17 protein-coding genes, 1 tRNA gene and 3 rRNA genes are annotated in these 22,045 nt (G+C 68.1%); 16 read left to right on the top strand and 5 right to left on the bottom strand.

Features of this window, described 5'->3' with window-relative positions; all coding sequences use genetic code 11:
• From B7K23_RS12700 to B7K23_RS12650, 12 genes are all read left to right on the top strand, one after another.
• Positions 1-1,319: ribosomal RNA gene (locus tag B7K23_RS12700) — 16S ribosomal RNA — on the top strand; the annotation flags it as partial.
• A gap of 404 nt (positions 1,320-1,723) precedes the next feature.
• Positions 1,724-4,823, top strand: a 23S ribosomal RNA gene (locus B7K23_RS12695).
• Between the two features lie 85 nt (positions 4,824-4,908).
• A 5S ribosomal RNA gene (gene rrf / locus B7K23_RS12690) occupies positions 4,909-5,025 on the top strand.
• Between the two features lie 224 nt (positions 5,026-5,249).
• Positions 5,250-6,536 (top strand): glutamate-5-semialdehyde dehydrogenase, encoded by a 1,287-nt coding sequence (locus B7K23_RS12685; RefSeq protein WP_084126931.1) that lies wholly within the window; start codon positions 5,250-5,252, stop codon positions 6,534-6,536.
• A gap of 79 nt (positions 6,537-6,615) precedes the next feature.
• The gene (locus B7K23_RS12680; protein ID WP_159451415.1) at positions 6,616-9,363 is read left to right on the top strand and encodes a cation-translocating P-type ATPase; all 2,748 of its coding nucleotides are present in this window, start codon (positions 6,616-6,618) and stop codon (positions 9,361-9,363) included.
• A 75-nt stretch (positions 9,364-9,438) separates the two neighbouring features.
• Positions 9,439-9,585 (top strand): hypothetical protein, encoded by a 147-nt coding sequence (locus tag B7K23_RS15855; protein WP_200809834.1) that lies wholly within the window; start codon positions 9,439-9,441, stop codon positions 9,583-9,585.
• Positions 9,586-9,587: 2 nt separating this feature from the next.
• Complete coding sequence (gene nadD, locus B7K23_RS12675; RefSeq protein WP_234996526.1) at positions 9,588-10,178, top strand: nicotinate-nucleotide adenylyltransferase; 591 nt, start codon at positions 9,588-9,590, stop codon at positions 10,176-10,178.
• Positions 10,171-12,117 (top strand): hypothetical protein, encoded by a 1,947-nt coding sequence (locus B7K23_RS12670; protein ID WP_084126928.1) that lies wholly within the window; start codon positions 10,171-10,173, stop codon positions 12,115-12,117. The genes nadD and B7K23_RS12670 overlap by 8 nt, the downstream gene beginning before the upstream one ends.
• Positions 12,114-12,476, top strand: coding sequence for a ribosome silencing factor (gene rsfS, locus B7K23_RS12665; protein ID WP_084126927.1), 363 nt, complete (start codon positions 12,114-12,116; stop codon positions 12,474-12,476). The genes B7K23_RS12670 and rsfS overlap by 4 nt, the downstream gene beginning before the upstream one ends.
• Positions 12,473-13,099, top strand: coding sequence for a histidine phosphatase family protein (locus B7K23_RS12660; RefSeq protein WP_159451414.1), 627 nt, complete (start codon positions 12,473-12,475; stop codon positions 13,097-13,099). Before rsfS ends, B7K23_RS12660 begins: the two co-directional genes overlap by 4 nt.
• Position 13,100: 1 nt before the next feature.
• Positions 13,101-13,742, top strand: a complete 642-nt coding sequence (locus B7K23_RS12655) for a histidine phosphatase family protein (RefSeq protein ID WP_084126925.1) — start codon at positions 13,101-13,103, stop codon at positions 13,740-13,742.
• A 64-nt stretch (positions 13,743-13,806) separates the two neighbouring features.
• Positions 13,807-13,879, top strand: a tRNA-Ala gene (locus B7K23_RS12650).
• A gap of 220 nt (positions 13,880-14,099) precedes the next feature.
• Here B7K23_RS12650 and B7K23_RS12645 read toward each other — a convergent pair.
• The 3 genes from B7K23_RS12645 to B7K23_RS12635 are packed head-to-tail and all read right to left on the bottom strand — an operon-like array spanning position 14,100 to position 17,171.
• Entirely contained in the window at positions 14,100-14,999 is a 900-nt protein-coding gene (locus tag B7K23_RS12645) for an aldose 1-epimerase family protein (RefSeq protein WP_084126924.1), read from the bottom strand.
• 40 nt (positions 15,000-15,039) lie between these two features.
• Entirely contained in the window at positions 15,040-15,888 is an 849-nt protein-coding gene (locus B7K23_RS12640; RefSeq protein WP_084126923.1) for an HAD-IIB family hydrolase, read from the bottom strand.
• Entirely contained in the window at positions 15,885-17,171 is a 1,287-nt protein-coding gene (locus B7K23_RS12635; protein WP_255376307.1) for a multidrug effflux MFS transporter, read from the bottom strand. The genes B7K23_RS12640 and B7K23_RS12635 overlap by 4 nt, the downstream gene beginning before the upstream one ends.
• A gap of 25 nt (positions 17,172-17,196) precedes the next feature.
• On the opposite strand from B7K23_RS12635, the gene B7K23_RS15990 reads away from it, so the two are divergent.
• From B7K23_RS15990 to B7K23_RS12615, 4 genes are read left to right on the top strand one after another with little or no spacing between them, the layout of a single operon-like run.
• Complete coding sequence (locus B7K23_RS15990; RefSeq protein ID WP_084126921.1) at positions 17,197-17,667, top strand: MarR family winged helix-turn-helix transcriptional regulator; 471 nt, start codon at positions 17,197-17,199, stop codon at positions 17,665-17,667.
• 47 nt (positions 17,668-17,714) lie between these two features.
• Entirely contained in the window at positions 17,715-18,476 is a 762-nt protein-coding gene (locus B7K23_RS12625; protein WP_084126920.1) for an SGNH/GDSL hydrolase family protein, read from the top strand.
• A gap of 29 nt (positions 18,477-18,505) precedes the next feature.
• Complete coding sequence (locus B7K23_RS12620; RefSeq protein WP_084126919.1) at positions 18,506-18,985, top strand: NUDIX domain-containing protein; 480 nt, start codon at positions 18,506-18,508, stop codon at positions 18,983-18,985.
• Complete coding sequence (locus tag B7K23_RS12615) at positions 18,982-19,689, top strand: NADPH-dependent F420 reductase (protein WP_234996525.1); 708 nt, start codon at positions 18,982-18,984, stop codon at positions 19,687-19,689. The genes B7K23_RS12620 and B7K23_RS12615 overlap by 4 nt, the downstream gene beginning before the upstream one ends.
• Before the next feature lie 7 nt (positions 19,690-19,696).
• On the opposite strand, the gene B7K23_RS12610 is transcribed toward B7K23_RS12615, so the two are convergent.
• Both B7K23_RS12610 and B7K23_RS12605 read right to left on the bottom strand, forming a co-directional pair.
• The gene (locus B7K23_RS12610; protein ID WP_084126917.1) at positions 19,697-21,202 is read right to left on the bottom strand and encodes an MDR family MFS transporter; all 1,506 of its coding nucleotides are present in this window, start codon (positions 21,200-21,202) and stop codon (positions 19,697-19,699) included.
• Positions 21,203-21,331: 129 nt separating this feature from the next.
• Positions 21,332-22,039 carry a CE1759 family FMN reductase gene (locus B7K23_RS12605; protein ID WP_084126916.1) on the bottom strand — a complete coding sequence of 236 codons (708 nt, stop codon included), beginning with the start codon at positions 22,037-22,039 and terminating at the stop codon, positions 21,332-21,334.
• Positions 22,040-22,045: the final 6 nt, after the last annotated feature.

Genomic DNA, 22,045 nt, shown 5'->3' with positions numbered 1-22,045 from the left:
GGGAAAGTTTTTCGGTCTGGGATGGACTCGCGGCCTATCAGCTTGTTGGTGAGGTAATGGCTCACCAAGGCGACGACGGGTAGCCGGCCTGAGAGGGCGACCGGCCACACTGGAACTGAGACACGGTCCAGACTCCTACGGGAGGCAGCAGTGGGGAATATTGCACAATGGGCGCAAGCCTGATGCAGCGACGCCGCGTGGGGGATGAAGGCCTTCGGGTTGTAAACCCCTTTCAGCAGGGAAGAAGCGAAAGTGACGGTACCTGCAGAAGAAGCGCCGGCTAACTACGTGCCAGCAGCCGCGGTAATACGTAGGGCGCAAGCGTTGTCCGGAATTATTGGGCGTAAAGAGCTCGTAGGCGGTTCGTCGCGTCTGCTGTGAAAGCACGAGGCTCAACCTCGTGTCTGCAGTGGGTACGGGCGAACTAGAGTGTGGTAGGGGAGACTGGAATTCCTGGTGTAGCGGTGGAATGCGCAGATATCAGGAGGAACACCGATGGCGAAGGCAGGTCTCTGGGCCACAACTGACGCTGAGGAGCGAAAGCGTGGGGAGCGAACAGGATTAGATACCCTGGTAGTCCACGCCGTAAACGGTGGGCACTAGATGTGGGGCTCATTCCATGAGTTCCGCGTCGCAGCTAACGCATTAAGTGCCCCGCCTGGGGAGTACGGCCGCAAGGCTAAAACTCAAAGGAATTGACGGGGGCCCGCACAAGCGGCGGAGCATGCGGATTAATTCGATGCAACGCGAAGAACCTTACCAAGGCTTGACATATACCTTCTATCCCTAGAGATAGGGAGTGCTTTTAGCGGGGTATACAGGTGGTGCATGGTTGTCGTCAGCTCGTGTCGTGAGATGTTGGGTTAAGTCCCGCAACGAGCGCAACCCTCGTCCTATGTTGCCAGCACGTCATGGTGGGGACTCATAGGAGACTGCCGGGGTCAACTCGGAGGAAGGTGGGGATGACGTCAAATCATCATGCCCCTTATGTCTTGGGCTTCACGCATGCTACAATGGCCGGTACAAAGGGCTGCGATACCGTAAGGTGGAGCGAATCCCAAAAAGCCGGTCTCAGTTCGGATTGAGGTCTGCAACTCGACCTCATGAAGTTGGAGTCGCTAGTAATCGCAGATCAGCAACGCTGCGGTGAATACGTTCCCGGGCCTTGTACACACCGCCCGTCAAGTCACGAAAGTCGGTAACACCCGAAGCCGTCGGCCTAACCCTTTGGGAGGGAGACGTCTAAGGTGGGATTGGCGATTGGGACTAAGTCGTAACAAGGTAGCCGTACCGGAAGGTGCGGCTGGATCACCTCCTTTCTAAGGAGCATCTGGCATCCCGGTGCTTGTCACTGGTGGTGTCCAGGCCTCGTTTCTGCTCTCACATGTAGAGCGGCGAGTGCTCATGGATGGAACATCGACGGAGGCGCTGCTTCATAGGGCAGCTAGTACGCCGTGCTTGCATGGTTGGAACGCTTGAGTCCTTGGAGCATCGCGGTTGGCACACTGTTGGGTCCTGAAAGGTCGGACCGCTTGAACCTGTAAGGGTTTGAGGATCGATTCTTTCCGGGCTTGGTGGTCAGGGATACATCCTGATGACCGGCTGGACGGGCCACACTGAACCGCGAGAACCCCAGACGTCAACGTCTGCAGGCTGTGGTGTTGTGTGGGACCGGCCGTAGTTTGAGAACTGCACAGTGGACGCGAGCATCTTTGATATCTGTGGTCAAGTTTTTAAGAGCACATGGTGGATGCCTTGGCAGTAGGAGCCGAAGAAGGACGTTGTAGCCTGCGATAAGCCTCGGGGAGCTGGCAAACAAGCTTTGATCCGAGGATGTCCGAATGGGGAAACCCCGCTGGAGTCATGTCCAGTGACCCTCGTCTGAACACATAGGACGAGTGGAGGGAACGTCGGGAAGTGAAACATCTCAGTACCGACAGGAAGAGATATTCCGTGAGTAGTGGCGAGCGAAAGCGGATCAGGCCAAACCGTATGCATGTCAAGCCGGCAGGCGTTGTGTATGCGGGGTTGTGGGACCTTTTGGAGGGATCTGCCGATCCTTCAAGGAGTAAGAAATCCGCGTGATAGTCGAAGGGCATTGAAAGGCCCGGCATAGAGGGTGCGACCCCCGTAGACGAAATTTCGCGGACTCCTGAGAGTCATCCCAAGTAGCACGGGGCCCGAGAAATCCCGTGTGAATCTGTAGAGACCACTCTATAAGCCTAAATACTACCTACTGACCGATAGCGAATCAGTACCGTGAGGGAAGGGTGAAAAGTACCCCGAGAGGGGAGTGAAATAGTACCTGAAACCGTGTGCTTACAATCCGTTGGAGCCTCCCTAGATGGGGTGACAGCGTGCCTTTTGAAGAATGAGCCTGCGAGTTAGTGGTATGTGGCGAGGTTAACCCGTGTGGGGCAGCCGTAGCGAGAGCGAGTCCGAATAGGGCGTTTTCAGTCGCATGCTCTAGACCCGAAGCGAAGTGATCTATCCATGGCCAGGTTGAAGCGCGGGTAAGACCGCGTGGAGGACCGAACCCACTTGGGTTGAAAACCGAGGGGATGAGCTGTGGATAGGGGTGAAAGGCCAATCAAACTTCGTGATAGCTGGTTCTCCCCGAAATGCATTTAGGTGCAGCGTTGCGTGTTTCTTGCCGGAGGTAGAGCTACTGGATGGCCGATGGGCCCCACCAGGTTACTGACGTCAGCCAAACTCCGAATGCCGGTAAGTGAGAGCGCAGCAGTGAGACTGCGGGGGATAAGCTTCGTAGTCGAGAGGGAAACAGCCCAGAACACCAACTAAGGCCCCTAAGCGTGTGCTAAGTGGGAAAGGATGTGGAGTTGCATAGACAACCAGGAGGTTGGCTTAGAAGCAGCCACCCTTGAAAGAGTGCGTAATAGCTCACTGGTCAAGTGATTCTGCGCCGACAATGTAGCGGGGCTCAAGTACACCGCCGAAGTTGTGTCATTCACACACTGCTTGGTCTTTTAGATCCAGGCGTGTGGATGGGTAGGGGAGCGTCGTGTGGCGGGTGAAGCTGCGGGGTAACCCAGTGGTGGACGCCACACGAGTGAGAATGCAGGCATGAGTAGCGAAAGACGGGTGAGAAACCCGTCCGCCGAATGACCAAGGGTTCCAGGGCCAGGTTAATCCGCCCTGGGTAAGTCGGGACCTAAGGCGAGGCCGACAGGCGTAGTCGATGGACAACGGGTTGATATTCCCGTACCGGCGAAGAACCGCCCATGACGAGGCGGACGATGCTAAGTGCCCAAAGCCGGTGAACCCTTCGGGGGAATCTCGGTGGCGCGCACGAACCAGATCCGTAGTAGTCAAGCGTAGTAACAGGGGTGACGCAGGAAGGTAGCCGAGCGTGGCGATGGTTGTCCACGTCTAAGGGTGTAGGGCGAGCTGTAGGCAAATCCGCAGCTCACATGCCTGAGACCTGATGGTGACCGCATTAGCGGGAAATCGGTGATCCTATGCTGCCAAGAAAAACCTCGGCGCGAGGTTCTAGCCGCCCGTACCCCAAACCGACTCAGGTGGTCAGGTAGAGAATACTAAGGCGATCGAGAGAATCGTGGTGAAGGAACTCGGCAAAATACCCCCGTAACTTCGGGAGAAGGGGGGCCTGAGGCGTGAAGGCACTTGCTGCCGTAAGCGTTTGAGGGCCGCAGAGACCAGGGAGAAGCGACTGTTTACTAAAAACACAGGTCCGTGCGAAGTCGCAAGACGATGTATACGGACTGACGCCTGCCCGGTGCTGGAAGGTTAAGAGGAGAGGTTAGCCGCAAGGCGAAGCTTTGAATTTAAGCCCCAGTAAACGGCGGTGGTAACTATAACCATCCTAAGGTAGCGAAATTCCTTGTCGGGTAAGTTCCGACCTGCACGAATGGCGTAACGACTTCTCCGCTGTCTCCACCGCGAACTCGGCGAAATTGCACTACGAGTAAAGATGCTCGTTACGCGCAGCAGGACGGAAAGACCCCGGGACCTTTACTATAGCTTGGTATTGGTATTCGGTGTGGTTTGTGTAGGATAGGTGGGAGACTTTGAAGCTCATACGCCAGTATGGGTGGAGTCATTGTTGAAATACCACTCTGATCACTCTGGATATCTAACCTCGGTCCGTAATCCGGATCAGGGACAGTGCCTGGTGGGTAGTTTAACTGGGGCGGTTGCCTCCCAAAGAGTAACGGAGGCGCCCAAAGGTTCCCTCAGCCTGGTTGGCAATCAGGTGGCGAGTGCAAGTGTACAAGGGAGCTTGACTGTGAGAGTGACAGCTCGAGCAGGGACGAAAGTCGGGACTAGTGACCCGCTGGTGGCATGTGGAAGCGCCAGCGCTCAACGGATAAAAGGTACCCCGGGGATAACAGGCTGATCCTGCCCAAGAGTCCATATCGACGGCATGGTTTGGCACCTCGATGTCGGCTCGTCGCATCCTGGGGCTGGAGTTGGTCCCAAGGGTTGGGCTGTTCGCCCATTAAAGCGGTACGCGAGCTGGGTTTAGAACGTCGTGAGACAGTTCGGTCCCTATCCGCTGCGCGCGCAGGAAATTTGAGAAAGGCTGCCCCTAGTACGAGAGGACCGGGGTGGACCAACCTCTGGTGTGCCAGTTGTTCCGCCAGGAGCACGGCTGGTTGGCTACGTTGGGAAGGGATAACCGCTGAAAGCATCTAAGCGGGAAGCCTGTTTCAAGATGAGATTTCCATGGAGCTTGCTCCGAGAGGCCCCCAGCAGACCACTGGGTTGATAGGCCGGATGTGGAAGAGAGGACTAACGACTCTTGAAGCTGACCGGTACTAATAGGCCGATAACTTGACTACACTCAAGATTTTCGAAGTAATGCTACGCGTCCACTGTGCGGTTCCCGAGATACGGACGGGAACCCGTTTGACATCTCCATAGAGTTTCCGCAGCCATAGCGAGAGGGAAACGCCCGGTCCCATTCCGAACCCGGAAGCTAAGCCTCTCAGCGCCGATGGTACTGCACTCGCCAGGGTGTGGGAGAGTAGGACGCTGCGGAACACACACTTCACGAAGGGCCGCCCCACAAGGCGGCCCTTCGGCATTTCCCCTGGTAGGGGTTTGACCCAAGAAGGGCCGCCAATCGTGGCGGCCCATTGGCGTATATGGGCCCTCCCACCGGGCCCAGCCGCTGGGCCGGCACTCGTCGGCAGAGCCGAGCCTGCGAGCGTCCGTGGTCCAGATCGCCTGTGGCTGGCCTGCTACCGGCACATAGACTTGACCGCATGACCGACACCGCAGTCCCCCTCGACACCGAGACCGCCGTCCTCGACGCGTGCCGCCGCGCGAAGGAGGCCTCACGGTCGCTCGCCACCGCGACGCGCGCCGCCAAGGACCAGGCGCTGCACGCCATGGCCGATGCCCTCGTCAGCGAGGCCGCTCGCATCGTCGAGGCCAACGCCATCGACGTCGAGCGTGAGCGCGCCGGCGGCATGAGCGCAGGCCTGCTCGACCGCCTCACGCTGACGGAGGAGCGCGTCGGCGCGATCGCCGGAGCGCTGCGGTTCGTCGCAGGGCTGCCCGACCCGATCGGAGAGGTGCGCCGCGGCTCGACCCTCCCCAACGGTCTGCGGCTCCTCCAGAAGTCCGTGCCGATGGGTGTGGTCGGCATGATCTACGAGGCGCGACCGAATGTGACGGTCGATGCTGCCGCGCTGTGCCTGAAGTCCGGCAACGCGGCAGTGCTCCGTGGCGGCTCAGCTGCGCAGTCGTCGAACGAGGTCATCGTCGATGTGCTTCAGGGCGCGCTCGAGAGCTGCGGTCTTCCCCGCGACGCCATCCAGTCGATCGACGCGTACGGGCGCGAGGGTGCCAAGGTGCTCATGGGTGCCCGTGGCTATGTCGACGTGCTCGTGCCCCGCGGTGGGCACGGCCTCATCCAGACCGTCGTGCGCGAGTCCAAGGTGCCGACCATCGAGACCGGCGAGGGCAACTGCCACGTGTACGTCGACGCGTCCGCGCCGACGGAGCGGGCCGTGGCGATCGCCGTCAACTCGAAGGCGCAGCGCGTGGGCGTGTGCAACGCCGCCGAGACCCTGCTGGTGCACAAGGACGCTGCTCCTCGGGTGATGCCCGCGCTCCTGACTGCCCTCGCAGCCGAGAGCGTCGTGCTGCACGGAGACGAGCAGACCGCGGTGCTCGCGCCCGAGAGCGTCGACATCGTCGCCGCGACGGAGGAGGACTGGGCGACCGAGTACCTGAGCCTCGACCTGGCCGTGAAGGTGGTCGACTCTCTGGACGAGGCGATCGACCACATCCAGCGCTATACGACGGGCCACACCGAGGCGATCGTCACGGACGACATCAACGCCGCCGAGGCCTTCTCGAGCCGGCTCGATACCGCGGCGATCATGGTGAACGCGTCCACGCGCTTCACGGATGGCGGCGAGTTCGGTCTGGGCGCGGAGATCGGCATCTCCACGCAGAAGCTGCACGCGCGCGGCCCGATGGGCCTCGGCGAGCTCACGACGACCAAGTGGATCGCCTACGGCGACGGTCACGTCCGGCCCTGAGTGATGGCGGGGTGCCGCACAAGCGCCAACAAGAGTAAGTTCCCAGGTGAGCGGCCAAAGACGATCACCGGGAGATCTTGTGAGCGCGACGACGGAGCAGCGGACGGCGTGGTGGACCCTCACCTCCTCTGAGGCGGTGGAGGCGCGGGGGTCCGGCCCCGAGGGCCTGACCGGCGCGCAAGCGCAGACTCGCCTCGCCGAGCACGGTCCGAACGAGCTCACCGCGGCGAAGCCACCGAGTGTGTGGCGCATGGCGCTCAACCAGCTCGCCGACCCGATGAACCTCATGCTCGTCGGCGTCTGCATCGTCTCGGCAGTGATCGCGGAGACCTCCACGGCCATCATGATCGGCCTGCTCGTCATCGCGAACGTGTGGTCGGGCGCGGCGCAGGAACGCAAGGCGCAGGCGAGCGTGGACGCGCTCGCCACCATGCAGGTGCCCATGGTGCGGGTGCGCAGGGACGGCGCCGTCACGGAGGTCCCGGCGGCCGAGGTGGTGCCGGGCGACGTGCTCGAGCTCGAAGCGGGCGACATCGTGCCCGCCGACGCGCGGCTGCTCCGCTCGAGCACGCTCGAGGCACAGGAGGCCGCGCTTACCGGCGAGAGCGCACCGGTCGAGAAGAGCGCGGACGCCTCCCTCGACTCCGACACCCCTCTGGGCGACCGTGTCACGATGGTCTATCAGAACACCTCCGTGACTCGGGGGACCGCGACCGCGGTCGTCGTGGAGACGGGCATGGGCACCGAGATGGGCGCGATCGCCACGATGCTGACCGGCGTCGAGCGCGTGCAGTCCCCGCTCCAGAAGGAGCTCGGCTCCCTGACCAAGGTGATCGGCGCGGTGGCGTGGGGCGCGGTCGCCGTCATCGTTTTGCTCGGCCTGCGTCGCGGCGATTCCTTCTCCGACCTCATGTTCCTCGGCACTGCGGTCGCGATCTCCGCGATCCCCACCGGTCTGCCGACCTTCGTCCAGGGCATGCTCGGCTGGGGCTCGCGACAGCTCGCCGACGCGAAGGCGATCGTGGCCTCCCTCAACGACGTGGAGACCCTCGGCGCGACGAGCGCGATCTGCTCCGACAAGACCGGCACGCTCACGATGAACCAGATGACCGCGCGCTCGATCTGGGTCGCGGGCCATACCTTCACGGTCGACGGCGCGGGTTACTCGTTCGAGGGTGCCATCAGGAGCGCCGACGGGGAGCCAGTCGATCCGGGCGGCCCGCTCGCCTATGCGCTCGCGCTGCCGAACGACGCGACGGTGTCGGCGGAGGGTGAGGTGGTCGGCGACCCGACCGAGGCTGCCTTCGTGGTCCTCGCGCACAAGCTCGGCGTGGACGTGGCGGAGGCGCACCGCCAGTTCCCCCGCGTGGCCGAGGTGCCGTTCGACTCCGACTACAAGTTCATGGCCACCTTCCATCGCCTCGAATGGGAGGGGCGACGCAGGCTTGTCGCCGCGGTGAAGGGCGCTCCGGATGTGCTTCTTGCGAGGTCGGAGGATGCTGTCGCGGCGCGGCGCGAGGTCACTCCCGTGGCCGAAGTCGGCGACGCCGTGACGGAGGAGATCGAGTACAGGTCCTCTCAGGGGCTGCGCACGCTCGCCCTCGCGCTCAAGATCGTCGACGAGGAGGACGAGGAGGCGGCGCTCGCCGACCCGATGTCCGCGATCCAGGGCCTGACCTTCGTCTGCGTCGTCGGCATCGTCGATCCCTTGCGTCCCGAGGCCGCGCAGGCAGTGCGCGAGGCGCACGCCGCGGGCATTCAGGTCCGCATGATCACCGGCGATCACGCGGTCACGGCGGCCGCGATCGGCCGCGAGCTCGGGCTCGAGGGCGACGCCGTCACCGGGGCCGAGCTCGACGCCATGGACGATGCGGAGCTCGACGGGAGGCTCGAGGGCCTGTCGGTCTTCGGCAGGGTCACTCCTCAGGACAAGCTCAGGCTCGTCCAGCATCTCCAGGGCCAGGGCGATGTTGTCGCCATGACCGGCGACGCTGTCAACGACGCGGCCGCGATCAAGCAGGCCGACATCGGCGTCGCGATGGGCAGCGGATCCGAGGTGACCAAGCAGGCAGCGAAGCTCGTGCTCACGGACGACAACTTCGCGACGCTCGTGCATGCGGTGCGGCTGGGGCGCGTCGTCTACAGCAAGATCACGAACTACCTCACGTTCCAGATGGCGCAGCTCATCGCACTCGTGCTGCTGTTCCTCGCCGCGAGCCTGCTCGACGTCAACGGGGGAGTGGCCCTCACGCCGGTCATGACCCTGGTCCTCAACTTCGCGGTCGTGCTCTTCCCCGTGCTCATGATCATCACCGACCCCGCATCGGGTGGCCTGATGCGGCGCCCGCCGCGCGACACGTCCGAAGGCCTCGCGAGCACCGCGTCTCTCGTCCGCTGGCTCATCTACGGAGGCTCGCTCGCGATCGCCGCGCTCGTTCCCCTGCTCGTGCTCGAGAGCGAGCTCGACCCCGAAGGCGGTGCCTCGCCCCCGATGACGATGGCGTTCGTGATCGTGTCCTTCGTGACGGTCGGCACCGGTGTGGCCCTCCGGCGCGACCCGGAGTCGGGAATCCGGGGCCCCTGGGGAGCGGTAGGGAGGCTCGCGCCGTGGCCGATCGCCGCGACCATCGTCGCCACAGAGCTGCCCTTCCTCCAGCGCTGGCTCGATACGACGTCACTGACCGGAGCCGAATGGCTCGCGTGCGTGCTGCTGTCGGCCGCGGTCGTCGCCATCGTCGAGCTCGACAAGGCGCTGCGCCGCCGGCGCGCCGCGACGGCGACCGTCGCCGAGGTGACCGAGGTCGTCGCCCCCGCGCGGGCACGTTGAGCGCTCTCACAGAGCGGCAGATCGGCGCACGGACCGCGGCATGGAATACTTGTGCCCGATGAAGGAGGGATCACCGTGATCTTCAGCGAGGTTGCCCCGGTCGCCGAGGCCGTTCATGAGTCGAGCATCAATGCGCCCGCGATCGGGCTGCTGGCGTTCGGCGCCCTGGCCGGTCTGCTGCTGATCACGTACTCGTTCCGGAGCCTCGGCAGCCGCCACTGACCGTGGCAGGCACCCGCGTCGGAGTCCTCGGGGGGACGTTCGATCCCATCCACCACGGCCACCTGGCCGCGGCCAGCGAGGTATGCGCGTCCCTCGGCCTCGACCGCGTGCTGCTGGTGCCGACGGCCGCGCAGCCCTTCAAGGAGCCCGACGGCCCCGCGCACGCCGAGCATCGACTCGCGATGTGCCGGCTCGCGGTGGCGCACGATCCGCGGCTCGACGTGTCGACCGTGGACATCGACCGAGGCGGCACGACATTCACCGTCGACACGCTCGAGGACCTGCGGGCACAGCAGCCCGACGCCGAGCTGTACTTCATCGCCGGCGCGGACGCCCTCGCGAGGCTCTCGGAGTGGCGTGACGCCGACCGGCTCCTCGCCCTCGCGCGCTTCGTCGCGGTCACCAGGCCCGGACACGCGATGTCACCGTCTAGCGGCGCGTATGCAGTGGTAGAGGCCCCCGCGCTGGATGTATCCTCGACGGACGTTCGGCGACGGGTCGGAGAGGGGCGACCTATCCGGTACCTCGTCCCTCATGCTGTTGCCGATTACATCCAGGAGCACGATCTGTACATCGGAGGGACGGATGACTGACTCGGGTGCGCCGCTCTCGCGGCGCGAACGACGCCTGCGCGCGGAGCAGGCCGCGGCGGCCGAGTTCGACGACCTCGCCACGAGCCAGACGGCCGCGATCGGCAAGGACGGACGTCCGCTGACGCGCAAGGAGCGGCGTGCCCTTGAGCGCACCCAGCACCCGATGGAGACGTGGACCGCCGAGGAGGAGATGCTCGCGACCGGTCAGCTCCCCGCGATGACCCCCGAGGTCGTCGCGGAGCAGGAGCGACAAGCCCGCGAACGCGCGGAGCAGGCGGCGCTCGAAGCGGAGGTCACCTCCGAGGAGCTGCGCCGTGTGTCCGCGGGCCAGGATGGCCACGGCGAGCCGCCGACGCAGGAGCCGCCCGCAGAGGAGTACCCCGCCCAGGCACCCGTCGCCGACGCGATCGCAGAGCCCGCGGCCGAGCCGGTTGAGGCCGTCGCGCCGGTCGAGGCTGCCGCGCCTGTCGTCGAGTCCGCAGCCGACGATGCTGAGGAACCCTCCGGAGAGGCGTTCGACGAGGCCCCGGCCGAGGAGCCGGGGGACACCGCCGTGCAGTGGCCGACGGCGGAGGCCGTGGCTCCCGCCGCGGCCCAGTTCGCGTGGCCCTCGAGCGAGCCTTCGCCGAGCGTTCAGGAGACTGCGCCGTCGCAGTCGGAGGAGCCCGGCACCGGTGCGCCTGTGGTCGAGGACTACGCGGGGATCATGAGCCCCTCCTCGGGTGAGGACGCTGAGGAGGCAGGTCGTCTGCCCTTCACCGGCCTCACGCGGCGACGCGCCGCCGATCAGCCGGGAGAGGCATCCACCCCTGACGAGCCGCGCTCCGCGCAGACGCCGGGAGAGCAGGATCTCCTGCAGCCCGCTGCGGAGGAGCCCGCGACCCAGCAGACCGCGCCGGACGTCGAGGCCCAGCCCGTCGAGTCCGCCGAGGAGCCCGCAGCGTCGGAGGAGCCTCCGGCCAGCGGCCTCCCCGCGAGCCTGCTGTCCCTCTTCCCCCCGGGCTCGCCCCAGGCGAAGATGATGGAGGAGGGCGCGGCCCACGCCCGTGCGCAGGCCGCCGCCCCGATGCAGCGCACGCCCCTGCCGCCCCTGACTCCCGCCGCGGGACAGGCGTCGTCGGAGCCGACGCCCGCGCAGGTGGCCGTGGCCGAGCCCGTCGCCGACGAGGCGGCCGAGCCCGTCGAGTCGCCCGCCGCCGAGCAGCCCGCGACGCGCGGCACGCTCACCCCGGAGGCCGCCGCGCTCGAGGAGGCTCTCCAGGCGGCTGCGCCCCCCGAGGAGACCGCGACCGCCGAGGCGGAGGCACCCGCGGCCGAAGGGTCCGCCCCCGCGGGCATCTGGACCGCCACCGCCGCCATCGATCCGGAGACGGTCGATCACGCGGCGCGCGCCGCGGGTGCGGCCGTCGCGGACAGGCTCGGCGAGCCCGCGCCGCACGAGCGCGAGCTGCCCGCCGAGGTGTTCGGAGACCCCGCCGCTCGGACGATCACGCCCGCTGCGGCGCCCCACGCCCTCACCGCGCAGCACGGGGACGACGCGCCCACCCAGGCGTTCCCGCCCGTCACCGCCTTCGGGACCTCTCCGACGCGCGGCCACGGCGAGGCCCCGTCCGTGTGGGACACGCACCCGCTGCTGGGCGGGCCCACGGACTTCGACCCCGACGAGCAGACCGCGGTCGGAGCCCTTCCGATGCCCGACCTCGCCGCGCTCGAGGAGGCCGCACGTCCCGCGACCCAGTCGGCGACGCAGGGCGAGGCCTCGGAGCCGATCGTCGCGGGGCCCGTGACGGACGGCATCGAGGTGCCGCGCCGCGAGGTGCCGCAGCTCGAGCCGACCCATGGCGCCCGCGACATGCACTGGGCGCACTTCCTCGTCATCGGTGCGGTGGCCTTCGTCCTCGGCCTGCTGGTCTACCAGCTCGTGGTGCGCGGCGCATGACGGCCTCCCACCGCGCCCTTGCGCTGACCGAGGCCGTGGCTCGCGCCGCGGCCGACAAGAAGGCCGAGGAGATCATCGCTCTCGACGTCTCCGAGCACCTCCCGCTGGCCGACGTGTTCGTCGTCGCCTCTGGCACCAACGAGCGCCAGGTCACCGCGATCGCCGAGGGCATCGAGGAGGCGCTGCTCGACGAGGGCGCCAAGGCGATCCGCCGCGAGGGCATGCGCGAGGGCCGCTGGGCCCTCATGGACTTCAACGACGTGATCGTGCACGTGATGCACCAGGAGGATCGCGCCTACTACGAGCTCGAGCGGCTGTGGAAGGACTGTCCCGTGGTGCCGCTGCCCGACGCGCAGTGACCCGGCTTCACATCGTCCGCCACGGCCAGACGGACTGGAACCTGCAGAACCGTCTCCAGGGCTCGACCGACATCCCGCTGAACGACACCGGCCGTGCGCAGGCCGCGGCCGCATCGTCCGGGCTGCTCACCCAGCTCGGCGAGGCACCGACCGTCGTCGCCTCGCACCTGTCGCGTGCGATCGAGACCGCGGAGATCCTCTTCGCGGGGCTCGGCGTGCCGATCCACAAGGACCCGCGCATCGGAGAGCGTTCCTACGGCGTGTGGGAGGGCCTCGAGGCGGATCTGCGCCAGGTGCACCACCCCGAGGACTACGACCGCTGGAAGGCCGGCCTGGAGCCGCGCATCGAGGGCTACGAGACGCACGCCGAGCTCGCGGAGCGGGCCGTGGCGGCGACCGAGGAATGGGCCGCGCGCGTCGACGTCGCGGGCGGGGGAGACCTGGTCTTCGTCTCGCACGGCTCGACCGGTCGGATGCTTATCGCGACGCTGATCGGCGCACCCGTGACCGGCCGCGCCGTCGGCACGCTCGAGAACGCATGCTGGTCCCGCCTGGTGCGCTCGGGCGACGGCGGCTGGTCGCTCGACCGCCACAACGTCGGAGCGGAGCCGGTGAGGGCCTGACATGACGACGCTGATCCTGCTGAGGCACGGCCGCACCGACTACAACGTCTCCGGTCGCCTCCAGGGCAGCCTCGACGTCCCGCTCGGCGAGGCTGGCCGGATCCAGGCGCGCGCCGCATCTCGCCACCTGCGCCACGCCTACGGCACCCCCGACGCGCTGCTGTCCTCGCCGCTCCTGCGCGCCCTCGACACGGCTCGCGAGGTCGGCCGCGCGGCGGGCCTCGAGCCCGTGGCCGATGCGCGGCTCACCCAGCGCTCGTACGGCGCCTGGGAGGGCCTCACGTGGGACGACGTCCGCGCGCGCTGGCCCGAGCAGTACGAGGCCAGGATGCGCGGCGAGGACCCCGATATCGAGGGCTGGGGCCGCTCGGACGCCGTGGGCGCGCGTGTCGCGGCGTGCCTCGAGGAGGCCTGCCGAGGCCGGCGCCTGGTCACCGTCGTGAGCCACGGCAGCGCACTCATGCTGGGGGCGCTCAGGCTGCTCGGGATGCCGCCGCTGTCGACCTCCCTGGGCAAGCTGCCGCACGGGCACTGGAACGTCCTCACGCGCTCCTCGACCGGGGCCTGGTCGCTCGAGCGCTACGGGATCGACCCCTCGGGTGCGCGACTGCCCCGCGGCGTGGAGGCTCAGGACGGCGATTAACACTTTGCCGTGAATCTGGGGTAGAGTCTTACTCGCTCTTCGGAGCGCAGGATCGCAAGATCTTGGGGCTGTGGCGCAGCTGGTAGCGCACCTGCATGGCATGCAGGGGGTCAGGGGTTCGAGTCCCCTCAGCTCCACGTGGTGTGGAGACAGCACCGCAGAAGCCGCCCTTCGGGGCGGCTTTTCGCGTTTCTGGGGACGATGCGCCGGCAGGCGCTCCCGGCCTTGCCAGGCGCCCTCGTGGACGATGCGTCCAGGGCTCCCGTCGCATCGTCCAGGACGCGGGATCGCGGCCCGGGAGACGACGAAGCGGGCCGGACCCGAAGGTCCGACCCGCGCTCGTGCGGCGAACGTGCGTCAGCTGAGGCGCATGCCCCACGTGAGCGAGTGGGACTCGCCCGGCGCGAGCGTGATGAGGCGCTCGCCGGTGCGGAAGGCATCCGCGATGCAGGACATCGGCTCGATCGCGACGCCCGCGCGGTCGATCGACGGGAAGTCGCCGGTGCAGATCTGCCAGGCGGTCGCCTCAGAATCCGCCCAGATCTCGGTGACCGCGCCGTCGCCGGCCGTGAGGCGGCACCACGAGCGGCCCTCGGCGTCGAGGATCGGGTCGACCCATGCGTCGTCGAACGACACCCCGTCGAGGCTCGTGGCCTCGCGGATGTCGAACTTGCCGTCGACCGGCACCTCACCCGTGGGCAGCAGGCGCTCGTCGACGGTGACGTTCGACGCGGCGGTGAGCTGGATCGCGCACTCGTCGAGGGAGCCCTCGCCGGGGGCGAACCACGGGTGGAAGCCGACGCCGTAGGGGAGCGGTACGTCGCCCTCGTTGCGTGCGGTCGTCGTGATGGTGAGCCCCGCGTCCGACAGCGAGTACGCCGTGGTCAGCGTGAGCTGGAACGGGTAGCCGGGGCTCGCCGGCAGCTCGAGCGCCATCGTCACGGAGCTGGGGCTCACGCTGTCGACCTCCCAGCGCTCCCAGCACGCGAGGCCGTGCAGCGCGGTGCCGCGGTCGGGCTCGGAGACCGGGACCTGAAGCTCCTCGCCGCCGAACGTGTAGACGCCGTCCTGGAGGCGGTTGGGCCACGGCGCGAGGACCATGCCGTTGAAGGCGGGCGGGATCTCGTCGGCGTCGAACGGGACGACGACGTCGCGCCCACCGACCTTGTACTCGCGGAGGGCCGCGCCGACGGCGGCGATGGTGGCGACCTGGTCGCCGTGGGAGAGGGTCACCTGCTGACCGGACTTGGGTGTCATGGCTCGACGGTACCGCTCCCTCAGGGGTCGGCGCGACGGGTCAGCGGGGGATGAGTCCCAGCTCGGCGAACGCGGACGCGAGGCCCGCCTGCTCCGGGCCGGGGCACGTGCGATCGGCAACCGCGAGGAGCTCGTCCCGCGAACCCTCGATCGCAACGCCGACGCCCGCGAACTCGACCATCTCGATGTCGTTCGGGCCGTCGCCGAACGCGATCACGTCCTCGCGGCTCATCCCCAGGTGGGCGATCACCGCCTCGATGCCGGTGGCCTTGTGCACCTGAGCCATGTAGAGCTCGCCGGCACGGTCACCCATCCCGGGGATCGAGCTCTCGATCACGCCGAGATCCGGGCCGACCTGGGCGGCGACCTCCGCGAGCGGGATGTCGGCGTGCATGACCGTGACCTTGCCGATGCTCACCTGGTGGAGGTCGTCGACGATCGTGAGGTGGCTGAGCACCTGGGCGCGCGCCTTGCCGTGCTCGTCGGCCCTCTTCAGGTGGTCGGGCATGTGGTCGTCGACCGTGTCGACCGCGAACTGGTGCGCATACGTGGCGTCGGGTGTCTCGAGCCAGTAGACCCCATGGTGCGCGTCGAGCACCGCGAGGGTTCGCGACGCGAGGTCCCTGGGGAACCGCAGGTCCTGCAGCACCGTGCCGCCGACCGTGACGTGGGCGCCCGCGGCAGCGACGATCCCGTCGAAGCCCGCCTCGAGCATCTGCGGGAAGATCAGGGACAGGGGCCGCCCGGTGCACAGGAAGACCTTGTGCCCGGCCTCGCGGGCCGCCCTCACCGCGTCGCGATGCTCGGGAGGCACCGTCCCTCGGTCGGCGTACGTGCCGTCGATATCGAGGAAGACGGCCTTGGGTGCGGAGACTGCGCTACTGGTCACCCGTCGAGGGTATCCGCTCCGCGACCGGCCAGGCGCAGCGCGATGCTCGCGATGGCTGCGGACACGAGCATGACGAGGGCCATGGGCACGGCCGTGTCTTCTCCGCCCAGGCTGACGAGAGGGGCGACGAGTCCTGCGAGCGCGAACTGTCCGAGGCCGAGCGCGGCGGAGGCCATGCCGGGCGCCTCGGGCGCCGAGTCGAGAGCGAGCGCGGTCGTCGAGCCGAAGACCAGCCCGAGCGGCGCGATCGCGAAAGCGACGGGGATCATGAGCGTCCAGGCGGGCGCCGAGGACGACGCGACGACCGTCAGTGTGATGACTGCGACGAGCGTGATACCTAGGCCGACAGCGGCGAGTCGGCGCGTGTGCACCTTGCCCGTCAGGTTGGCAGCGACGGCGCTCGTCGCCATGAGGAGCAGCGCGTTGAGCCCGAACGCCAGGCCGTACTGGACCGTGCCCAGGCCGATGAGGTCCTGATAGATGAACGGCGAGGCCGAGATGTACGCCATCATCGTTGCGAACGCGAACGCGAAGGCAGCGGTGTGGCCGAGGTACGCGCGGTTGCGCAGCGCGGACAGCCCCACTCGGGTCTCCTGCCACACCGTGAGCTCCGCGCGGCGTGCCTCGACGGTGCGCGTCTCGGGCACGAGCGTGACGACCGCGACGACGCATGCGAGCCCGAAGACCGCGAGCACGGACAGCAGCCCCCTCCAGCCGATGGCGTCGGCGAGGAACGAGCCCAGCAGGGGAGCGACGACAGGGGCGACGCCGCCGACGAGCATCATGAGGGTCTGAGCCTTCACGGCCTCCGCGCCGTGCGCGCGGTCGGCGATGACGGCGCGGCCGATCACCATGCCTGCGGCGCCACCGAGGCCCTGCAGGACGCGCAGCGCGATGAGGATGCCGATCGTGGGGGCGAGTGCGGCCCCGACCGAGGCGAGGAGAAAGACGACTGTGCCGACCAGGAGCGGTACGCGCCGGCCCACGCGGTCCGACAGCGGCCCGAAGACCACCTGGCCGACGCCCGCTCCGATCATGAATGCCGTGAGTGACAGCTGCACGCCCGCGCTCGTGGTGGCGAGGTCCGACGCCATGTCGGGGAACGCGGGCAGGTATAGGTCGGTTGCGAGCGGCGACACCGCGGCGAGGAGCGCGAGCGCGCCGAGCATCGCGGTGCCGACGGCCTTGCTGGGGCGCTGGGATGTCTGGGTGCGTGTGGAGGCGCGCGTCGTCGTGTCGGTCATGGTCCCTCCCAAGGTTATGAAGTCATAACTATAGTACAATACAGAAAACGTGAGGAGGTCGACGATGACCGAGACGGAGGCGACGGCGAAGTCCGGCCGGACGGCGGTGCAGGCCGATCTCGCCGACCTGGCTGCCGCAGTGCTCGTGCTCGCGCGGCGCCTGCACGCTGCCGAGCAGCGCGCGGAGGGGCTCGTGCCGCTGGGCGGTGTCGAAGTGCTCGTGATGCAACATGTGGACCGACACCCCGGGGTCTCGCCTTCTGCTCTCGCAGTGGCGATCGGACTCAAGCCGAGCAATGCGAGTGCCGCCATCAGGGCTCTTGAGGAGAAGGGCCTGGTCGAGAGGCGCAAGGCGGAGGACGATGCGCGGTGCGTCGAGTTGTGGGCGACCGCGCGAGCGGCGGAGAACCTCGCGTCGCTGCGTGCGCACTGGAGGGATCTGCTTGCGCCTCATGTCGACGATCTGGACTCCGCAGCGAGCGCTGCCGAGTTCCTCGAGCGAATCGATGAGGCCCTGACGGGGCCCCCTTCCTGACCGGCACAGTGAACGCTGGCACTCCGGCGCGCCGATATCGTGGGGGCATGCGTTATGTGGCCATCGGTGACAGCTACACGGAGGGTGTAGGGGACGAGCTCGAGGACGGCTCGGTGCGCGGCTGGGCGGACATGGTCGCCGCCGGGCTCGCGGTGTCGACGGGGGAGCAGGTGCACTATGCGAATCTCGCGATCCGCGGACGCCTGCTGGAGCCCATCGCGACCGAGCAGTGCGATGCCGCGCTGTCGCTCGACCCCGCGCCCGACCTCATGACGGTCGACGGCGGCGGGAACGACATGCTTCGCCCCGGCTGGGACATGAGCCGGATGATGGACCTCACGCGACGCATGGTCGATCGCGCGGGCGACGCGGGCGTGCGTATCGTGATCCTCACCGGTGCGGCGCCGTCCCTGCAGATGCCCCGCGCCGAACTCATGCTCGGCCGCGCGCGCGACTTCACCGACCTCGTCATCGACTACGTCGCCGACCTGCCCCACGCGAGCGTCATCGACAACCTCACGGACCAGGAGATGCGTCGTCCGGGCTACTGGGCGCCCGACCGCCTGCACCTCAACGCGCTCGGTCACTCGCGCGTCGCGGCTCGCGTGCTCACGCACCTGGGCCACGAGACGCCCCTGCCGTCGCTCGACGTCCCCGATCCCTCCGGGATGAGCCTGGTCGGCGAGCTTCGGTACGCCCGGCAGTACGTGCTGCCGTGGATCGGGCGGCGCCTCACGGGCCGGTCCTCGGGCGACGGGCGCGTGCCCAAGCACGCCGACTGGTCGCCGGTGCCCGCGGGCACCGACTGAACGCCGTCGACCGCCGGTAGGTTGGCCTCATGCCTACTCCCGACTTCGTCCTTGCCCTGCGCGAGCGCGTCGGTCACGAGCTGCTGTGGCTCTCCGGCGTCACCGCGGTCGTCCTGCGCGACAGCGATCAGGGACGGCAGGTGCTGCTCGTGAAGCGTGCCGACAACGGCGCGTGGACGCCCGTCACCGGCATCATCGACCCGGGCGAGGAGCCGGCGGTCGCGGGTGCGCGCGAATGCCTCGAGGAGGCCGACATCGTCGCGGCGCCCGAGGCGCTCGTGAGGGTGAAGTCGCTGCCGCCCATGACGTACGCGAACGGCGACCGCTCGCAGTACCTGGACCTCACCTTCCGGTTCCGCTACGTGAGCGGCGAGCCGTTCCCCGCGGACGGAGAGAACACCGAGGCCGCATGGTTCCCCGTGGACGCGATGCCCGAGATGTCGGAGGAGATGAGCGGTCGCGTCGCGGCGGCGCTCATGGGCTCCGACGTCGCGACGTTCGAGGCGTGAGCGGTACGGCGCCGCGACCCGTCGGCGTTCCCGGCTCCGTCGGCATCGTCGGCGCGGGGCGCATCGGCAGCGCTCTCGCGAGGCTCGCGCGCAGGGCCGGGCTGTCCGTGACCGTCGCGGGTTCCGGCTCCCTCGAGCGGACTGCGGCCGCGATCGCGCTCGGGTCGCCCGGCGCTCGCGCCGGCTCCCTGGACGATGCGGCGGCTGCCGACGTCGTGATCCTCGCGATCCCGCTCGGCAGGTACGCCGCGCTCGCGCCCGAGGCGCTCGCGGGCCGCCTCGTGGTGGACGCCATGAACTACTGGTGGGAGACGGACGGCGCTCGCCCGGACCTGGACGACCCGCTGACGTCGACGTCGGAGACGGTGCAGCGGCATCTGTCCGCGTCCCGCGTCGTCAAGGCGCTGAACCACATGAGCCTCTACGAGCTCGACAACCTCGCCTTCCCTGCGGGGCATCCCGAGCGTCGCGGCGCGGCGATCGCGGGCGACGACCCGGACGACGTCGCGGCCGTCGCGGCGCTCGTCGACGCGCTGGGCTTCGATCCTGTCCCCGCGGGGGCGCTCGCGGACGGGGTCCGGTTCGAGCCGGGCACCGAGGCGTTCGGCGCCGACGAGGACGCGGAGGAGATCCGGGACATGCTCGACCGCTTCTGGGGCTCGCAGCGCGGGCGCGTGCTGCGCCGCGCGAGGGGACGCGCCTAGCGCGGCGTCAAAGTGCGGCGGGGCGTGCGCCGCCTGCGGTGTCCTCGGGCTTGCGGATGAACGGCGCCAGCACGATGCCGACCACGGCGATCCCTGCGGCGATGAGGAAGGCCGTGCGGATGCCCGTGGCCTGGGCCTCGGCTGCCGGCAGTCCGTCCGCGGTGCCGGCCACGGTGAGGGCCGTCATGACGGAGACGAACAGCGCGGTGCCTGCTGCGGCGGCCACCTGCTGGAGCGTCGAGACCGTCGCGGAGCCGTGCGAGTACAGGTGCTCGGGGAGCGATCCCAGGCTCGTGGAGAACAACGGCGTGAACGTGAGCGCAAGGCCGGTGCTCATGAGCATGTGCGACACGAGGATCTGCCACCACGGGGCGTCGACGCGCGAGGACAGCGCCATGCCGAGCATCGCGGTCGCGATGAGCACCGCGCCGGGGATCAGCAGGGGGCGAGGGCCGATGCGGTCGTACAGGCGCCCCACGGGGGGAGCGAGCAGGCCGCTGATGAGGCCGCCGGGCAGCAGCATGAGACCTGCCTGGAGCACGGACATGCCCAGGACCTCCTGCGTGAACAGCGGCAGCAGGATGATCGCGCCGAAGAGCGACATCATCGCGACGACGAACATCACGACGGCCATCGAGAAGATCGGTGTGCGGAACGTCCGCAGATCCAGAAGCGCGCGGTCCTCTCGCTGGAGCCGCAGCTGTCGCCAGACGAACAGCGCCATGAAGACGATCCCGACGCCGAACGAGGCGTAGGCCAGCGTGAGGTCCTCACCCACGCTCTCGCCGAGCCTGCTGAGGCCGAAGACGACGCCTCCGAAGGCGACAGCCGACAGCGGGACCGAGATCAGGTCGATGCGCGCGTGGCTCGGCTCGTTCACGGTGCGCATCTTGACGATGCCGACGATCAGCACGGCGAGCGCGACCGGCAGCACCGCGACGAACAGGAACCGCCAGCTCGCGACGGACAGCACGAGCCCGGACACGGTGGGCCCGATCGCGGGCGCGACCGAGATGACCACGCCGATGCTGCCCATGCGGCGTCCGCGGGTCTGAGGCGGCTCGAGCTCCATGACCGTGGTCATCAGCAGGGGGAACATGATCGCGGTGCCGGACGCCTGAACCACGCGCGCGACCAGCAGCACCTCGAAGCCGGGCGCGAGGGCGCCGAGCAGCGTGCCCGCGGTGAACAGTCCCATCGCGAGCAGGTACAGCCCGCGCGTGGGGTACTTCTGCAGCAGGAAGCCGGTGGTCGGGATGACGACCGCCATCGTGAGCAGGAACGCGGTCGTGAGCCACTGCGCGTCGCTCGCCGAGATGCCGAGATCGGTCATGAGGTGCGGGATCGCGACGCCCATGATCGTCTCGTTGAGGATCACCGTGAAGGCCGCGACGATCAGCATCCAGATCACCGTGAGGTTGCGGCGCCTCTCGTCGGTCGAGACCGGCTGTTCGGCGACGGCCTGGTCGTCGGACGCCGGGTCGACGGCGAGGCGTGGCGTGGGGTCGGACATGCGGCGGCGGTGCCTTCCTGAGCGTGGAGGTGGGTCGAGCGCGCGGAGCCGCGCCTCACATGGTTCGAGCGTAACCCCTGCGCACCCTCCCGCGGGCCCGCCGACGCCCTTCGCGCAGTGCGGCGCCTGTCAGGCGGTGCGAGGGTCGAACGGGTCCTCCGCGTCCACGAGCGAGCCGCCGGCCGCGAGGCGCATGAGGTCCGTGTCCGTGTCGATCTCGAGCTCGCGCCCCGCGTCGGAGCCGTAGGAGTGCTGGTAGCGCTTCCAGGACTGCTCACGCACCGCGCGGGCGAAGCCTGACTCCATGAGGAGGACCAGCTCGTGCGCCGCGCGGTCGATGCGGGAGTTGAGCGCCTCGTCGCCCCAGTCCTCTGTTGCCGCGAAGAGGCTCGTGGGCACGGGCAGCGCGCGCAGGTACGCGAACAGCGAGCGCATCTCCTCGTCCACGACGAGCGCATGGCGCGCCGTGCCGGCGGTCGCGGCGAGCGCGACGGGCCTTCCGATCAGCAGGTCGTTGTCGAGGACCTGGAAGAACGAGGTGAACAGGCCCGAGGCGCCGGCCTTGTACACGGGAGCGGCGGCGATCACTCCGTCGGCCTGGGACAGCGCCTCGACGGCGCGCTGGAAGCGCGGCCCGAGCAGCTGCGTGGACAGGGCTGCCGGGAGCTCGGGAAGCAGCTCGCGCAGGTCGATCACGGTGACGGTGGTCTCGCGGTCGCGCTCGCCCGCCGCGGAGACGACGCGCTGCGTGAGGCGGTCGGCGAGCAGTCGCGTGGACGACGGGTCGGACACGCCCGCGCTCACGACGACGAGGCGGAAGGGGTCGGTCTGGTTCATGCGGGG

It is taken from the genome of Demequina sp. NBRC 110054, from assembly GCF_002090115.1.
GTDB lineage: Bacteria > Actinomycetota > Actinomycetes > Actinomycetales > Demequinaceae > Demequina.
This window is presented reverse-complemented; position numbering and strand designations above follow the sequence as displayed.

Coding starts and splice junctions, on each gene's coding strand:
- B7K23_RS12620 (WP_084126919.1), top strand. CDS start 18,506: ATGCCTACTCCCGACTTCGTCCTTGCCCTGCGCGAGCGCGTCGGTCAC.
- B7K23_RS12645 (WP_084126924.1), bottom strand. CDS start 14,999: ATGACACCCAAGTCCGGTCAGCAGGTGACCCTCTCCCACGGCGACCAG.
- B7K23_RS12610 (WP_084126917.1), bottom strand. CDS start 21,202: ATGTCCGACCCCACGCCACGCCTCGCCGTCGACCCGGCGTCCGACGAC.
- rsfS (WP_084126927.1), top strand. CDS start 12,114: ATGACGGCCTCCCACCGCGCCCTTGCGCTGACCGAGGCCGTGGCTCGC.
- B7K23_RS12655 (WP_084126925.1), top strand. CDS start 13,101: ATGACGACGCTGATCCTGCTGAGGCACGGCCGCACCGACTACAACGTC.
- B7K23_RS12670 (WP_084126928.1), top strand. CDS start 10,171: ATGACTGACTCGGGTGCGCCGCTCTCGCGGCGCGAACGACGCCTGCGC.
- B7K23_RS12625 (WP_084126920.1), top strand. CDS start 17,715: ATGCGTTATGTGGCCATCGGTGACAGCTACACGGAGGGTGTAGGGGAC.
- B7K23_RS15990 (WP_084126921.1), top strand. CDS start 17,197: ATGACCGAGACGGAGGCGACGGCGAAGTCCGGCCGGACGGCGGTGCAG.
- B7K23_RS12685 (WP_084126931.1), top strand. CDS start 5,250: ATGACCGACACCGCAGTCCCCCTCGACACCGAGACCGCCGTCCTCGAC.
- B7K23_RS12605 (WP_084126916.1), bottom strand. CDS start 22,039: ATGAACCAGACCGACCCCTTCCGCCTCGTCGTCGTGAGCGCGGGCGTG.